21 protein-coding genes and 1 tRNA gene are annotated in these 15044 nt (G+C 60.2%); 12 read left to right on the top strand and 10 right to left on the bottom strand.

Annotation, left to right across the window (positions count from 1 at the left end):
• Positions 1–25: 25 nt before the first annotated feature.
• Positions 26–568, bottom strand: coding sequence for a tetratricopeptide repeat protein (locus IVB42_RS11550; RefSeq protein WP_247396136.1), 543 nt, complete (start codon positions 566–568; stop codon positions 26–28).
• Positions 569–810: 242 nt separating this feature from the next.
• Between IVB42_RS11550 and IVB42_RS11545 the strand changes: the two genes are divergently transcribed.
• From IVB42_RS11545 to IVB42_RS11530, 4 genes are all read left to right on the top strand, one after another.
• On the top strand, positions 811–1170 hold the full coding sequence (locus IVB42_RS11545) for a hypothetical protein (RefSeq protein WP_247299728.1): 360 nt from the start codon (positions 811–813) through the stop codon (positions 1168–1170).
• 389 nt (positions 1171–1559) lie between these two features.
• Positions 1560–1955 (top strand): hypothetical protein, encoded by a 396-nt coding sequence (locus IVB42_RS11540; protein WP_247364644.1) that lies wholly within the window; start codon positions 1560–1562, stop codon positions 1953–1955.
• 286 nt (positions 1956–2241) lie between these two features.
• Entirely contained in the window at positions 2242–2949 is a 708-nt protein-coding gene (locus IVB42_RS11535; protein ID WP_085384994.1) for an outer membrane protein, read from the top strand.
• Positions 2950–3202: 253 nt separating this feature from the next.
• Positions 3203–3445 (top strand): hypothetical protein, encoded by a 243-nt coding sequence (locus IVB42_RS11530; protein WP_018455389.1) that lies wholly within the window; start codon positions 3203–3205, stop codon positions 3443–3445.
• Positions 3446–3484: 39 nt separating this feature from the next.
• On the opposite strand, the gene IVB42_RS11525 is transcribed toward IVB42_RS11530, so the two are convergent.
• On the bottom strand, positions 3485–3739 hold the full coding sequence (locus IVB42_RS11525) for a hypothetical protein (RefSeq protein WP_018455390.1): 255 nt from the start codon (positions 3737–3739) through the stop codon (positions 3485–3487).
• Between the two features lie 304 nt (positions 3740–4043).
• Positions 4044–4418 carry a hypothetical protein gene (locus IVB42_RS11520; RefSeq protein WP_018455392.1) on the bottom strand — a complete coding sequence of 125 codons (375 nt, stop codon included), beginning with the start codon at positions 4416–4418 and terminating at the stop codon, positions 4044–4046.
• A 102-nt stretch (positions 4419–4520) separates the two neighbouring features.
• On the opposite strand from IVB42_RS11520, the gene IVB42_RS11515 reads away from it, so the two are divergent.
• From IVB42_RS11515 to IVB42_RS11475, 8 genes are all read left to right on the top strand, one after another.
• Positions 4521–4685, top strand: coding sequence for a hypothetical protein (locus tag IVB42_RS11515; RefSeq protein WP_007602663.1), 165 nt, complete (start codon positions 4521–4523; stop codon positions 4683–4685).
• Between the two features lie 826 nt (positions 4686–5511).
• Positions 5512–6231 (top strand): class I SAM-dependent methyltransferase, encoded by a 720-nt coding sequence (locus IVB42_RS11505; RefSeq protein WP_247362000.1) that lies wholly within the window; start codon positions 5512–5514, stop codon positions 6229–6231.
• Between the two features lie 67 nt (positions 6232–6298).
• The gene (locus tag IVB42_RS11500; RefSeq protein WP_247362002.1) at positions 6299–7012 is read left to right on the top strand and encodes a class I SAM-dependent methyltransferase; all 714 of its coding nucleotides are present in this window, start codon (positions 6299–6301) and stop codon (positions 7010–7012) included.
• Positions 7013–7114: 102 nt separating this feature from the next.
• Complete coding sequence (locus IVB42_RS11495) at positions 7115–8953, top strand: PQQ-binding-like beta-propeller repeat protein (protein WP_247362004.1); 1839 nt, start codon at positions 7115–7117, stop codon at positions 8951–8953.
• Between the two features lie 74 nt (positions 8954–9027).
• Positions 9028–9441 carry a GFA family protein gene (locus IVB42_RS11490; protein WP_247362006.1) on the top strand — a complete coding sequence of 138 codons (414 nt, stop codon included), beginning with the start codon at positions 9028–9030 and terminating at the stop codon, positions 9439–9441.
• Between the two features lie 176 nt (positions 9442–9617).
• Entirely contained in the window at positions 9618–10349 is a 732-nt protein-coding gene (locus tag IVB42_RS11485) for a Crp/Fnr family transcriptional regulator (RefSeq protein WP_018455399.1), read from the top strand.
• Positions 10350–10352: 3 nt separating this feature from the next.
• Positions 10353–10580 carry a hypothetical protein gene (locus IVB42_RS11480; protein WP_018455400.1) on the top strand — a complete coding sequence of 76 codons (228 nt, stop codon included), beginning with the start codon at positions 10353–10355 and terminating at the stop codon, positions 10578–10580.
• Between the two features lie 269 nt (positions 10581–10849).
• Positions 10850–10925 (top strand) — tRNA-Thr (locus IVB42_RS11475).
• A 60-nt stretch (positions 10926–10985) separates the two neighbouring features.
• Here the strand turns inward: IVB42_RS11475 and IVB42_RS11470 are convergent.
• The 7 genes from IVB42_RS11470 to IVB42_RS11440 all read right to left on the bottom strand — a co-directional run bounded on the left by IVB42_RS11470 (position 10986) and on the right by IVB42_RS11440 (position 14481).
• Complete coding sequence (locus IVB42_RS11470) at positions 10986–11447, bottom strand: hypothetical protein (RefSeq protein WP_247470188.1); 462 nt, start codon at positions 11445–11447, stop codon at positions 10986–10988.
• A 49-nt stretch (positions 11448–11496) separates the two neighbouring features.
• Positions 11497–11907, bottom strand: a complete 411-nt coding sequence (locus tag IVB42_RS11465; RefSeq protein WP_247470187.1) for a hypothetical protein — start codon at positions 11905–11907, stop codon at positions 11497–11499.
• Positions 11908–12018: 111 nt separating this feature from the next.
• Positions 12019–12180, bottom strand: coding sequence for a hypothetical protein (locus IVB42_RS11460; protein ID WP_247470186.1), 162 nt, complete (start codon positions 12178–12180; stop codon positions 12019–12021).
• A gap of 13 nt (positions 12181–12193) precedes the next feature.
• On the bottom strand, positions 12194–12655 hold the full coding sequence (locus IVB42_RS11455; RefSeq protein WP_247470185.1) for a hypothetical protein: 462 nt from the start codon (positions 12653–12655) through the stop codon (positions 12194–12196).
• Complete coding sequence (locus tag IVB42_RS11450; RefSeq protein ID WP_247470184.1) at positions 12652–12996, bottom strand: hypothetical protein; 345 nt, start codon at positions 12994–12996, stop codon at positions 12652–12654. Before IVB42_RS11450 ends, IVB42_RS11455 begins: the two co-directional genes overlap by 4 nt.
• Positions 12993–13448, bottom strand: coding sequence for a hypothetical protein (locus IVB42_RS11445; protein ID WP_247470182.1), 456 nt, complete (start codon positions 13446–13448; stop codon positions 12993–12995). The genes IVB42_RS11450 and IVB42_RS11445 overlap by 4 nt, the downstream gene beginning before the upstream one ends.
• 250 nt (positions 13449–13698) lie before the next feature.
• Entirely contained in the window at positions 13699–14481 is a 783-nt protein-coding gene (locus IVB42_RS11440; RefSeq protein WP_247470180.1) for a hypothetical protein, read from the bottom strand.
• Positions 14482–15044 lie beyond the last annotated feature (563 nt).

Raw genomic sequence — 15044 nt, 5'->3', positions numbered from 1 at the left:
CATTCGGAGATGCGATGTTCTGTTCTTAATAGACCAGCGTCGCTCCGGTCGGCTTGTCGAGCGCGGCGGCGAGCGAGCGATATTCGGAGCTGTCGGTGCCGGCGAGCGAGGCGAGCTTGTTCAGGTGATACCGCGCCTGCTCGCGGTTGCCCTGCTCGAGCTGCCAGAGGCCATAATACTGCCAGGTGCGGACGTGGTTCGGATCGTCCTTCAGCGCGAGCTCGTAATAGACCTTCGACGACTGGTAGTCGCCGAGCTTGCGATAGGAGTAGCCGATCAGATTGGCGACGTCGGCGACGTCGTCGCGCTTGAGCGACTTCAGCTGGCCGATCGCGCCGGTGTAGTCGTGATTGTCATAGATCGTGGTGTAGGCGGTGCGATAGGCAGCAAGGAATTTCGGATCGCTGACTGAGGAGCTCTTCTTCTTGCCCTTCTTGGTCGAGGTGTCGGATTTCGGTGGCGAGGAGGGCTCATCGCTGCCGGCGGCATAGGCGCTGGTCAGCACCGGCGCCGCTGCCACCGACACGGCGACAAGTCCCGGCACAAGAAGCATTGAGAGTTTGCGCATATAAGTTCTCCGGTATGGAACGTGGCGATCCTACACGATTGCCCAAAGACCGGAACACCCATCAGGCAAAAACATTCCCGGCATCCTGGCCTAGGGCGGATGACAAACTTGTCATCCAGATGAACGGGAGCCTGCTGTGGGCTTCAGATTGGGTTCAGTGCGAGCCTCCTAGGCTCCAACTTACGATCAAAGGGTTGGCGAGAGGGCGCCCGCCTCAAGATCCTTCCAAGAGGAGACCAGCCATGTTGAAGACCATTTCCGCAGCCTTGCTCGCAGCCTCCGTGATCGCAGCCCCGGCCTTCGCAGCCGAGACCGCCACGACCACGCCGGTGATCAAGGCAGACCAGAGCCAGACCAAGGTGTCGACCACCGCCGCGAAACCCGATGCCGGCCTCAAGGCCAACGTCAAGGCTTCGGACGTCAAGGCCGATGCCAAGGTGGACACCAAGTCGAAGGCGATGAACGCCAACGCCGCCGTCACACCGGACGAGCACAAGACCGTGCGCAAGCATCGCCACCACCACAAGCATCTGTCAGCGAAGAAGTCGCTGAAGACGCAGCCGGACGTGACCAAGCCGGCGACGATGGAGAAGCGCAGCTAACGACTGAGCCTGCGCGGCGGCGTCCTAGCATTGCCCCGGCCGCCGCGTGAGGAATTCAGGCCCGGCCCGTTCGTCACGCCTTGCGCGAAAGCTCGAGGTGCTGGCGGCGGGCCGGTATGACCATGCTGAAGCCCGCAAGCAACGTCCCAGATTTGGCGGCCGCAAACAAAACCTCGAAAACAACCCCATGCACAGTAGCGGGTCGTAGATAAATCAATGGTTTAAGGGTTGGCGTATTTGCGGATTTTACGAATCTGTTTGACTCGTCGGGCAAAACACCTGTAGACATGCATCATTGCAACCTTGGGGCTGGAACGTCTCCGAGACTGATCGAGCGGAGAGCGTAAGCGGTGCGGGGACTAGCGGAACGCGCAGTGAGCTTGGCGTTGATGCTGGCACTGCCGCTGGCGCTCACGGGATGTTTCGGCAGCGATGGTGACCGTCCAACCCTGATGGAGGGGACCCAGGCCGGAGGTCCACAACCGTTCCCGGATAATTTCCGTGGCGACACGCTGGCCTTGATGCGCAGCTATCTGAACAATCCCGTCGGCGTGCGTGACGCCAGCATGGCCGAGCCGGCGCAGCGCGAGGTCGGAGGCCGCCAGTTCTACGTCAGTTGCCTGCACTTCACCCCACGCGAGACCGACGGCACCTACAAGGCCACGAGGGAGCGCGCCGTGATCTTCGTCAACGGCCGGGCGGACCGCGTCGTCGATCGCGCCAGCGAGCTGTGCGCGGGCGCGGTTTACGTACCCTTTCCGGAACTTGAAAAGATGACGCGGTAGCGCAAAGCCCACCTTCATCGCTTGGTGATAGACAAAGCCCGCCGGAGCTGCCGGATCACATTTCGGGGAGCTTTGAACGGGGTGGTTTCGCGTTGCGACTAATCGTTACGGAAGGTTTTGTTTCCGACGGAAAAAACCGTCGGCACGCGCCTGTCGGACGGAACAAAATCGCGTTGTTGCCGCTCCGTCACAGTAACGAACGATCAACGTTCCGGCATCGCCTCGAAGCAACCCAATTCACGCCACGTTGTTTCCTGAGTGTCGAATTGAAAGAACGGGGATAATCATGAAGAGGATTTTGCTGGGCGCGGTTGCCCTGCTCGCGCTGGCTGCGCCGGCTGCCGCAGCCGACATGCAGGCGCGCACCTACACCAAGGCTCCGGCCTACACGCCGCCGCAGGTGATCTACAACTGGACCGGCTTCTACATCGGTGGCCATGTCGGCGGCGCCTTTGCCGGCGACAGCAGCTTCCAGTCGAGCGACGCGCGCTTCCTCGGCGGTGTTCAGGGCGGCTTCGACTACCAGTTCGCGCCCAATTGGGTCATGGGTGTCGAGGCCCAGTATTCCTGGCTGCCGACCAACAACGGCGGCGCTACGTTCCCGCTGGGCACGCAGGTGACCTCCAATACCGACCAGCTCGGCTCGGTGACCGGTCGCATCGGCTACACCTGGGGACCGGCGCTGCTTTACGCGAAGGGCGGTTATGCCTGGCGCAATGGCGGTCTTGGCGTCAATGTCGCCGGCGTCCCGCAGCCCTTCACCGCCACCGGCAACAGCAAGGACGGCTATACCGTTGGCGCTGGCCTCGAATACATGTTCGCGCCGAACTGGTCGGCCAAGGCCGAGTACCAATATTACAACTTCGGCAACACGACGATCACCTCCGGTCCGGCTGACGTCGTCGGCGTCCGCGGCCGGGAGGACGAGCATACCGTCAAGGTCGGCGTGAATTACCGCTTCGGCTGGGGCGGTCCGGCAGCCTCGCGCTACTGACGCGCCACCAGCGACCCACGACCTGACAAAGGCCGGCTCTCGCCGGCCTTTCGTTTGCCCAGCCCTCGTTCGCAAGTCCTTTGTTTGCATCGCGTCAACCATCTGGCGCGTCATTTGCAGGCAAACGTTCTGGCGGGCGCTTTCTCGCGCGCGTCATGGAGCTCGGGTAAAGCAAAAATAATTTTTGCAGCTTACGGAACTCGCGCGCCGGAACGCGTTATATGACAATTACCGGGCTGGTGGGACGACGGACATGCGTATCTTGGTGTCGGCTGTGGTGCTCTCGTGCTTCGTCAGTTTGCCGTGCGCTGCCCAAACAATCCTCAAATCCGAGCCTCTGATGCTGGCACCCTACGAGGTGGCCTTCGTCAAGGACGCCTCGTGCTCCTCCGGTAAGGTGCTGAAGGTCACCGGCGCGATCCGTGGGCTGCATCGCCGGAAGGCCTGCGTGGCTCTGGCGGGCGAGCAGGCGTCACTGGCCACCGCGACCCCCTAAGCTTTTCCTGAGCTCTGGCTTCCCAGCTTCGATTCCTCTTTAGGAATTCAGCTCAAGCTCCATCCTCGCTTGGCGATCAGCCTCGGCCTTGTTCCGGGCCGGGTCCTCGCCCTGTGCGGCCCGGCACGGCTTGATCTCGTAATCGTTGTCGAGCACCCGGCGTGGCCCGGGACGGTTGTCATCCGCAGTTACGTCCACGACGAGGCCACTTCGCTGCGCGAGCCTCCAGACGTCGGACTCGTCAGGATAGGCCTTGCTGATCTGGGCATCGTTGCAGAACAGGGCGTAGGGCATTGTTCCCGCTCCTGGAAAGCGCATTAACGAATTTGACGGGGTAGGGGTTCCGCTCGCCGGTCGATCACGCGGCCGTGATCAGGGCCGCCGGGTCCTGAGTCCTTAACGAGTCCTGAATCCCGGAAAAAAGAATCCACGGGACTCATTTGGCGGAATCAGCGGATGTTTTCGGTCATGACGACGGACCTGAAAACCTCTTGCGGGCACATGCTGCTGCCCCTCACGCTGGCCCTGTTCGGCGCCTGCGCGGCCAATCTCTGGCTAGTGTGGTCCTGGCTTTAGGCCAGCGACGGGAGATCCGGCTTTACTTGTCAGCCGGTGGACGGGAGGAGGGCTCGCGGATGGCGGCCCGCAATTTGGTCAGGGTGGCCGCGCAATATTCCTCGCGCTCCCGCTCGAACCGCTCCTGATGCTTGCGGAAATTGGCGATGCGGGCCTGTATTTCGGTGCGGACGTCGTGGCTCGCCACCCGGGGCGACGGGAGAGGTAACGGCTGCGGCGGAGCGGCCTTAAGTGGCTCGGTCCCGATGATGGTGTTGACGGGGGCGATCTGCACCGACGCCGCCACTGTCGCCGTCGGGATCTCCGGTGGATGCAAGTCATCCTTTTTGCCGGTTACCGATTGGACGAAAGCCATTGTCTGCGCGATCAGCGCGTCGCGTTCCGCGATCCACTTCATGGTGCACCCCTGTTGGCGCCATTCCAGCAAAGCTGGCCGGCCGAATCAAGAAGGTGTTGGGTGGGGGATTGCATATTTTTCCCGGCCGCCCGACAGTGGGGAATGGATGCCAAAGCAGACCATTCAGCCGAAGCCGAGGGCTTGAGGCTCGTCCGCGCGTTCCTATCGCTGCCGCCCGACAAACGGGCGGAGGTGATCGCGTTCGTTGAGGAGTTGGCCCGCGCCAAACGCCGTCCGGAGGAGGGCGCCGACGTCTCGCCGGGGTGAGCGCTAGCGCTCCCGCGGATTGAGGTTGGGCTCGAACGGCGCCCCGACCACCCGAACCGGCGTCGGCGTGGTCCCGTCTATTGCTACCGTTTCAGCCCGCTGCTTTGCCGGAGCCGGCCAGGGACCCTGTTCGAACAGCGCAACAGCCCCGGCCAAGGCGCTACAGCACAGCGTTACCGTGGCCAGCAGAAACATGTTTCGATTTTCTTCCCTGATCCGCATGGGTCGACAACGGCCGACGCCCTTGACGGGTTCCGCCTGACCATGCCCGGATCGCTCCCCAAACTGCCGGCGGGACGCGATCGGGACATGGCCAGGACAAATCTGCAAAGACAAATCTTCAAAAACCACGGATCGAGGTCGTCTCACGGCAGCGCAGATCGAGGTTGAGAAGCAAGCCGCCCATCAGCGCAAGCGCGATATGGTCAACCTTGCCGACGGCTTTGAGCGCGCAGCCGGCGAGATCAAGACGGTGGGCGCGGCGTCCACCGAGCTTGAAGCGTCGTCCTCGACGCTGGCCAAGTGCTTTCCACGGCCAAGATGCTGGTGAGCGACAGCAACCGGCTGGGTGGCACAAACTCCGGCGGCACGGCGCCCCGGCAAGCAGCTGATTTATTGCGGCAGCAAGAGGGACATCGCGATCGCGAACAGGAAGCCCGTTGCGACGATCGCCGCGACAGCACCCGCGGTGATCTTGGCGATCTCTCGGCTGGTATAGGGACGCATGGGATGCGCATGCTACCTCATGTTCAACTCTGATCCAATCTGTGGTCAGTAGCCGCGCCCGAAATGCGTGCGGCCAACGTCCATTCCCGAAGGTCGATCCATGAACGAGGATATCAGCGACGGCTGGACCGCGTCCGCGGCTGCTTGGATCGTCGAGCAGGGTGAAGACGGCGACTATGGTCGCCGCTTCGTGCTGGACGCGCCGATGCGAGCGCGGATCGAAGGGCGCGGCTTCCGCAATGCGCTCGACGTTGGCTGCGGCGAGGGGCGCTTCTGTCCCATCATGCAGCGCGCCGGCATCCGCACCACCGGCATCGACCCGACCGAAGCGCTGCTCGCGCGTGCCATGGAATTGGACCCGCAGGGCGACTACCGGCTTGGCCGAGCTGAAACAATGGAGATCGAAGCGCCATTTGATCTGGTCGTCAGCTATCTCAGCCTGGTCGACATGCCCCATCTCGGTGCGGCGATCGGGAAGATCGTGGCAGCGCTGCGGCCGGGCGGTACGCTGCTGATTGCCAATCTGACCAGCTTCAACACCGCGGGTCCGCCCGACGGCTGGACGCGTGACGGCGACGGCGCCTTGCGCTTCAACATCGATCATTACATGGAGGAGCGGCCGACTTGGGTGACTTGGCGCGGCATCCGAATTCTGAACTGGCATCGTCCGCTCAGCACCTACATGACGCTGCTACTCGATCAGGGGCTCCTGTTGCGCCTTTTCGTCGAGCCGCAGCCCAGCGGCGGCGACCCCGACAGGAATGCCTTTCATCGCCGGGTGCCTTACTTCCACATCATGGAGTGGCAGAAACCGGTTTGAGGATGGGATGAGATTCGGATGGAACGCATGACCACAGTGTTCACAACGTAGTCTTAAGGTCCGGACGATGATCTCCAAGCGCCCACCCGTGCTCGCCCATGAGCGGTTCACCGCCGACCGCGAGAATTTTGTCGGCCTCGATCTGGCCGCGCGGTTCGAGCGCATCGAGAAGACCAACCTGTGGGGGGCGGCCAGTTCGGTGTCGGGCCTCGGCTCGGAGAATCCCGCGACCGCAGCAATCCGCGAGGAGCTTCCTGCACTCCTGCAACAGCTCGGCGCGCGCTCGCTGCTCGATGCGCCCTGCGGCGACGCGGGTTGGATCGGTCGCATCAAGCTGGATCTCGACTACACCGGAATCGACATCGTGCCGTCGCTGATCGCGGCCAATCGCAAGCGCGTGGCTGGCGGTGAGTTGTCAGGCCGGTTTCTCGTTGCCGACATCACACGCGATGCACTGCCGCGTGCCGACGTGGTTCTGTGCCGGGACTGCCTGGTCCATTTGAGTTTCGACCACATCGTCCGCGCCGTCGCGAACTTTCGCGCCAGCGGTGCGCGTTTCCTGCTGGTCACGACGTTTCCCGAATGGGACGACAATTGCGATTGCGAGGACGGCGACTGGCGGGCGCTGAACATGGAGAAGGCGCCGTTCGACTGGCCGGCACCGCGCGAGCTGATCAACGAGCGTTGCGAAGAGGGCAGTGGCGGCTGGCGCGACAAGAGCCTCGGGCTGTGGCGGCTCGATGAACTGCCCGATCCTGTCCTCACTGCCCGGGGGATATGACGGACGCGGGCGGAACGTCCGTTGCGTGAGTGATTGCCCTCGCGCTATACTTTGGGTTGCATGATGCCGTCTCGCATTGCGGTGACGATGTTGGAGCACGCCATGAGACCGAGTGTTGTCGCCGTCGCCATGCTGGTCTGGTGCTGCGCGCCCGCGTTGGCGCAGCAGGACGGCGCTGCGCTCTACGCAAGCCACTGCGCGCAATGTCACGATGGCGGTGATGGCGAGAGCCGTGTGCCAGGCCGCGGCGCCATGCAGGCGATGTCGTTCGATCATGTGCTGGGAACGCTGACTTCTGGAAGCATGGCGGCGATGGCGAAGGACCGCAGCGACTCGGAACGGCGTGCGATTGCCGCCTTTGTCACCGGCAAGGCCGCGGTGGGCGACAATGCAGTCGATGCGGAGGGACGCTGCACGCAGCAGGTCAATTTCTTTCCGCAAGCGCTCGATGGTCCGCGCTGGAATGGCTGGGGCGTCGACGTTGCCAACAGGCGCTTCCAGTCGGCCGAAATGGCCGGCCTCACCGCGGAAGAGGTGCCGCGCCTGCGGTTGAAATGGGCTTATGCCTTTCCCGGCGCCTCGGTGTCGTTTGCGCCGCCGACCATCGTGGGCGGTCTGCTGTTTATCGGCGGCACTGACCGCAAGGTGCACGCGCTCGACGCGCGAAGCGGCTGCACGAGGTGGACGCTGCCGACCGATGCCGCGGTGCGCGCGGCGATCAGCTTCGGGCCGCTTCCCGGCACCGATCAGTTCGCGATCTTCTTCGGTGACCTGCGCGCCAATGCCTATGCGGTGAACGCACTGACTGGCGCGCTGATCTGGAAGACGAAGGTCGAGGAGCATCCGGCAGCGCGCATCACTGGCGCGCCGACGCTGCATTCCGGCGTGCTCTATATCCCGGTCTCCTCGCTGGAGGAGGCCGCCGGTTCGCAGGCCAGTTACGAATGCTGTACCTTCCGCGGCAGCGTGGTCGCGCTCGAGGCAGTGACCGGCAAGCCGGTGTGGCAGGCCTACACGATCCCCGAGGTGCCGCATCCGACCGGCAAGAATGCGAGAGGCACGCAGCTGTTCGGCCCGTCCGGCGCGGCGGTGTGGTCGGCACCGACGATAGATCCGAAACGCAACGCCGTCTACGTCGCGACTAGCAATTCCTATTCGAATCCACCCGCCGCAACCGCCGATGCGGTCCTCGCTTTCGAGCTTGCGACAGGTAAGCTGCTCTGGAAGCAGCAGGCGACCCCGAGCGACGCCTTCATCGTCGCGTGCTTCGGCGCGGACAAGACCAATTGTCCTGAAGATCACGGGCCCGACCACGATTTTGGCCAGTCGCCGATCCTCGTGACCTTGCGTGACGGCAGGCGCGTTCTTGCCATCGCGCAGAAGTCCGGCGTCGTGCACGCGCTCGATCCTGATGATGGCGGCAAGATCCTATGGCAGACGCGGATCGGGAAGGGCGGTGCGCTCGGCGGCAGCGAGTGGGGCTCGGCCGCCGACCAGGATCGCATCTATGTCGCGAACTCAGACGTGCGGTTCCTGCGCGATGGTACGCGGCGGCTCGATGCCACCCAAGGCGGCGGCCTGTTCGGCCTCGACCTCGCCAGTGGGAAAATTGCGATGGAAGTATCTCCTGTCGCCTGTGGCGATCGCCTCCAATGCAGCCCTGCGCTGTCGGCTGCCGTGAGCCTGATCCCCGGCGTCGTGTTTTCCGGCGGCGTCAGCGGCTTTCTGCGCGCCTACGCGACAGCCGACGGAAAGCTGTTGTGGGAATACGACACGGCGCGAGACTATACGGCGGTGAACGGCGCCCCTGCTCATGGCGGCGCGATCGACGGCCCGGGGCCGATCATCGCCGGCGGAATGCTCTACACCAATTCCGGCTACGGCCAGTGGGGCGGCGTCGCCGGCAACGCACTGCTGGCGTTCGAGGTTGCGAAGGAGTGAGGGTCAGTCCTGGATTGCCCTGCGCTCCAGCCGAGCGACAGAACCTGTCAGCCAACTGAGGAGGAAGAGCTTCGATGATCGATGCCCAATGCAGGTGCGGCGCTCTCGCGCTGTCGCTTCCAGGACCTTCCAGCCTCGTCGTCGCCTGCCACTGCATTGACTGCCAGCGTCGAACCGGCGCGCCGTTCGGGGTCGGTGCGTTCTATCCGGCGGAGGGCGTCACGATCTCAGGGACGTCGAAGGAGTACGTCCGGACAGCCGCAAGCGGCGGCAAGGTCCGCAGCTATTTTTGCCCCGAGTGCGGTTCGACGGTCTATTGGAAAGCGGACAATCTGCCTGCGATGATCGGCGTTGCCCTGGGCGCGATCGCGGTTCCGAACTACCCGGCGCCCATCAGCTCGGTTTTCGAACAGTCGAAACATGCCTGGGTGGAGATATCAGGCGCCGAGCACTTCCAGCAAAGCAGCGCACCGAAGCATTCGAAGTGAGCGTTGCGCGTCAAATTTCGCTCCAAGGCTTCGCGGCAAGATGAATTGACGCCGTTCCCGTGGGTTCCGCCGAGGGTTGGAATTTGCGGCGGTCCCTCTGCTTCGCGTGAGACAATAGCTAGCCGTCCGGATTGGAACGAACGTCACAAAAATTCGTTTGCCGACCGGAGCTAACGATGAATAACGCGGAAATTTTCGAACCTTTCTTGAGGCGGTTGCGGGTCAGCACCGAAATTGATGAAGAGGACGAGGCCGCTATCCGTCATCTGCCAATCACGGTGAAACGGATGGCTGGCGGTCAGCCGGTCGTTTCTCTCGGAGATCGACCTTCGGCGTGCTGCCTTGTCGTTGATGGCTTTATCCTGAGATCAAAGATCGTCGGCAATGGCCACCGCCAAATCATGGCCTTTCACCAACCCGGCGACATCCCCGATCTGCAGGGTCTCTTTCTACATGTGATGGACCATGACGTCAGCACGCTTGGCGATAGCGTTCTCGGCTTCATTCCGCATGCAGCGGTGCGCTCACTGATAAGAAAGCGGCCTAACGTGGCCGAAGCGCTTTGGCGCGATACACTGACCGACGCCGCGATCTTCCGGGAGTGGATTTGCAACGTTGGTCAACGCGAAGCCACAAGCCGCGTGGCGCATCTCGTGCTTGAGCTTTACACCAGATTGAAGGCGATCGGTCGAGCGGACGGCCTGTCCTTCGACTTTCCGGCCTCTCAGGCACTCCTCGCCGACGCCGTCGGCACGAGTGTGGTCCATATGAATCGCGTCGTTCAGCAGCTACGTGCTCAGCGCGTGTTGGACCTGGAGCGGGGAAGAATATCGATCCTTGATGAAGCCAGGTTGCGCGAAATAGCAGACTTCGACGTGCTTTACCTTCATCTCAATCCGTCGCTCTGAGCCATGAAGTTCTACTTCGATATCAAGGACGACTTTTTCGCTGCGGTCGACGAGGATGGGGTGGATTTGCCCGGCCCGGAAGCCGCCGAAAAAGAGGCGATCGCAATGGCGACCTCGATTGCCAGAGACGTTGCGTCGGCAAAGGGGGCGCAGGTCCTCATTATAGTCAGGAACGAGAAGCACCCGCTGCTCGAGTTGAGTGTAACGGTCGCCCGGAAAGCTCTGACGTGATTGCGTGGGAAATCGATTCTAGCTGTCGTTAGACGGAGGAGTGCCCCGATCTATCAGGCCGCGGTGTCGGCTAAATCGGTGGTGCCGGCTGAGGGGATTGAACCCCCGACCTTCGGTTTACAAAACAGTAGCTCTAAAACTCTATGTACTTGTTATTTCTGCATAATTTAGCAAGATTTCGGCGTTAGTTTTGATAGGGGTAACCTCTCGGGTAAATCAACACACCGTCGTTGCCGCGAACGTCGCTGTTCTGATATGACCGGGCCGTCGCTGGCATAGCTCAGTTGGTAGAGCACGTGATTTGTAATCACGGGGTCGCGGGTTCGATCCCTGCTGCCAGCACCACTCCAAGACGCGCTTGCCCAAATGGGCCTTGGACGACGCTGCGGCGGGCCGCTGGGCGTGTCACCTGCCCTTGCATGGAACAGCCGCCAAGGCTTTATCCACGCCGCTGATGTCGAACTCAAAGAACAGATTGGGCGATCTTGCGGGCTCTAATTGGACGCGAAGGCGCTTTTTGCCGGGAAGCTCGTCCGACTGCATCCACAGCGACATTCCGCGCCCGTTGGCGTCAACTGGCATATAACGCGGCGTTGGCTCATCGTTATCGAGGCGATAGACCAACCCCATCCGTCCGCGTGTGAACGCTGTGTTGGTTTCGATCGCTACAATAAGATTAGCCTCGCTTGCGTATTTCAAGCAACTCACTCGGATTGTTGCGGACACGCCATGATCCGGGGCTTTTGCTGCAACTGTTGCCGTCTTAATAGTGCTGTCAGTCATTCGATCATTGAACGAATTGACTGTCCATTCCGCATGACATGGCGTCGTTAGAATCATTGCGAGGAAGATTACTTTTAGCTTCATAATAGGCCCCCAAAAATAGGTGAGAGTTTGGTGGTAATTATCCTTCCGGTCAATGAGCCAAAGCGATCAACTCGGACGGTGATGCAGTTTGAAATTCAGCTTTGATCGCGTCAATGAACAGCGCCACGCGCGGTCCTGTGAGGCTTAATCGTTCGTCGGTAAGCATCACTTGGACGTTATGCTTTAGGTCGCGTATGCCGTGGTTGGTTGCCAGCATGGCGCGGACCTTTTCGCGCCCCATCCGTTCACAGAATTGCTTCGCCAGCGATGGATAATCCGGAACACGTTGATGGGCGTAGCGCTCAACGATCGGTGCCATGGTTATCGGCGTTAGACCGGTTTCCTTGCAAAGCTTCGAAATCGCCGCGTCCTGCCGTGATGGTGGTAGCGATGCGATTTCTGCGCACCGCTCTTGGACGCGGTTGAAGAATGCAAGCGTGCCGTCGTTGCGTCCAGTCATTGCGCTGTTCTCTCAGAAATACAAACCCGCTTGCAAGCGTACTTCCGGCCTGCAAGCGGGGTTGTATGCACCGGCAATGGAGAAGCGACTAACCTCTGCCGGTGCATTCGATTAGCGTTTGTCGGGAGATGCGAACGCGAGCAGGGATCGCATGTGGCCAGCATGCAGATCGATTTTGGCTTCGTCGCCATGCTTCGATAGCAATTCGCGCATATATTCGAGATGCGATTTACCGGCTTCGCGGTGATCGTTATCGCTCATTTTTGCTGCCATGGGGTGTTATCCTCTATTGGACGTTGTTGAACGGCCGTCCGGATTGCCGTATCTGCGCAAACCACGCTGCGCGGATTTCTTCAAATTCAAGCTTGTGCGTGCGGCGAATATGCCCGCAAAAATGTGCGTCCTCGCCATGTGCCAGATGTTCGTTATCGCTGATGCATCGCATCAATGCGCGCATCACGTCGTTGACGTTCATTGAGCCGGGAAAGAGATCAAGCAGCCGGTTCATATATCCCTTTTCTGTCGCGTTCGGATACTTGCGGTAGAGCCATGCGGCCAAATCGGTCAGCGCAAGCCAATCGAGATGCAGCGTCTTTGGCGCTCGCGTGACGTGCAGGCGCTCCAACGTCGCGTCAATAAACTCGCATTCGATGTCGGGTGTTGGACGGCGACCTTTCGCGATGCCGAGAACAAATCCGTCCTCAACTTCGAAAGTCAAATCGGCTTGTTCAACATAAATCCTAATCATTGCTGTGCCTCATCAAACCAGATTTGTGCTGCCTCAACGTCGCTCATCGTTGTCAAAATTCTCGGCAATTTGCCAAGCAGTGCGACTGTGATTGCGGACGGCAACTGCGGCCCATAACCATCGATCATTTTCGCGTATGGACGTGCGTCCGGTTCAATGTCGTCCATTTCATTCCGCGCCTCGCATGCTTTGATCCAATCTGACATGCGTTCGGAATAACGTTCGTATGCTGCACGGTCGTCGTCAGAGAGCGCGTACAATCGTGCTGCTATGCTGTGCGCGGGCCTTACAATCGCCTTCAACGCCGCAACCTGTTTCCTGATGGATGCGAGTGTCGTCACTTGCTCGATTGCTGCTTTGTGATCGCGGTTAGTTCTTGCAACTCACGCAGAATGTCATCCATATCTGCGACGTTCTTAAGCTTCTCAATTGCGATGGCGAGTGCGCGGGCCTCGTCTGCCGACAAGGTACCATCAATGAAACTTTGCATGATTGTAGCGGGTTCCGCGTCATCCAACTCAACTGTGCGGGCCGGTGGTAGGCAATAGCGGAGGATGATTTCCAGCGCTTTCCAGTGCGATGGGCTGTCTTTGTCGCTCAGATGTTCACGAAGCTTGATGATTGCGTCTGGCCCCATTTGCTTGATGTCGGCGAGCATCATGGCCGACAACTTATTGCGTGATCCGGGAGGACGGCCCGGCCCACCCTTTGCAAAGTGGCCGTTTTCAACGCGCGGTATCACGCTTAAAGAAGCGCTGTTTAGCGTAGTGACGTTGTTCGGCGGCGTGCTCATCGGTCTGTTTACAGCCATTCGATTTTAATTCCGCGAGAAGCGCACCAGCCTGCAAGATCAGCGGTGCGCGTCATCACAGCGTTGCCAGTGCGAAAGCCTCGCGGAAAGCGATCGTGTTTCCGCCACCAACAGATATTGGAACGGCTGGCGTTCAACGCGGAGCGGACCTGTGCAGCGTCCATTGCGTCGATCGGCCGTAAGCAAATCGAGCTAGGAAGTTTCACAGGGCCGCGCGCGTTCGCCATGGTGATTAGGCCTGCTTCGTGATCAGATCGAATGCCTGCCCGACCGGGCACTGACACGCGATCGAAACATAAGCGATGCAATCCCGTGCAATTTGCGAACAGTTGTCGATTTTCTTCGTAAGGGCGCGGATCGCGGTAATCATCGCTTTTGCCTCGCTCTCGACGGCATCGTTATTGATGCCCGCTGGGATTGGATTGTCTGGCGTGGCGATAGCGGGATACTTGCTGGCAATGCCGTACTTCGATGCGTAGGACAACATCAAATAGCGATCCATGATTGCCGATTGCGCGTTGTCGGGCAGGATCGAAAGCGCATCGACCTCGACCAAGCCCTGTAACTGGGGAAGGGTGGCATTCGATGCAAACCTGATCTGGTCAGCGATCGTTGGCGCGGCATCGAACATCTGAACGGCCCGCTGCCGAATTGCCGCTGTGGCAACCGTGCTTGCCGGAACCGCGCCAAGGTCCGCAACGACTTTCTTATTTTCTCGCGCCGCCGCGCCAACCGCATCAACGAAGCCTGCATATGGGCTCGCGAGCAGGGGAACGGCTTTCATCATATGCGGTCCAATGAGTTCGGGCAGCAGAGTGGATGAAGCGTGGGCGGCCTCGCCGTTGAACAGCGCGAACCCGGCAAACAACCTAGCGGCGGCCTGATCGACGCCGGGCGGCAAATCTCGGGGAAAGAACAAGTGCTGTGACCGTGTTGGGCCGCCTGTACCGTCCACGGTTACAGAGATCATCGGGCCGCGTTCAGTCTGCTGCGATCCAACGGAGAGTTTCGCCATTTCCAAAAATCCCTTTTGACATGTTCGGCTGATTTGACGCGTCGAACATGAGTCGAGGGGGAAGTATTGTCAAACTGTTTATTCTTGTAATTACTTGTAATTACACAGGAATATCATCGATGTACCGAAGGGATGAGTGAAGAAAAAGGCGACCAAAGAATATCGCAAGTAATGCCACCCAATCATCACTTGACCATCACGACGACAAACGCAATCACCATCGCAGCATTGAGCAGCAAATCAGCAAAATGAAGCCGGACAGCCACGTAGCGCTTTAAATGCAGCAATTCCGCAATAGCAATTTGGCGGGGGTAACAAATGGGGGATGTTTCACCATCACGAACCTGATCGCGATTTCGATCACACTTGCGACCTCATGAAATTGTGGATCGCTCTTTTCCATAATTTCGGCTGGACAGCTTGGGCAGGTCTCCTATTCCCCTACGCCGTAAAACATGTCTGATGTATTTTTCTGTAGGGGAGTAGAGAGGCTGCCCAAGCTGTCCAGAAGACGAAAACAAGAATTATGGAAGCTGCACTGTGACGGAAACTGGCAGCAAAAT

The organism is Bradyrhizobium sp. 45, from assembly GCF_023073155.1.
GTDB lineage: Bacteria > Pseudomonadota > Alphaproteobacteria > Rhizobiales > Xanthobacteraceae > Bradyrhizobium > Bradyrhizobium canariense_D.
This window is presented reverse-complemented; position numbering and strand designations above follow the sequence as displayed.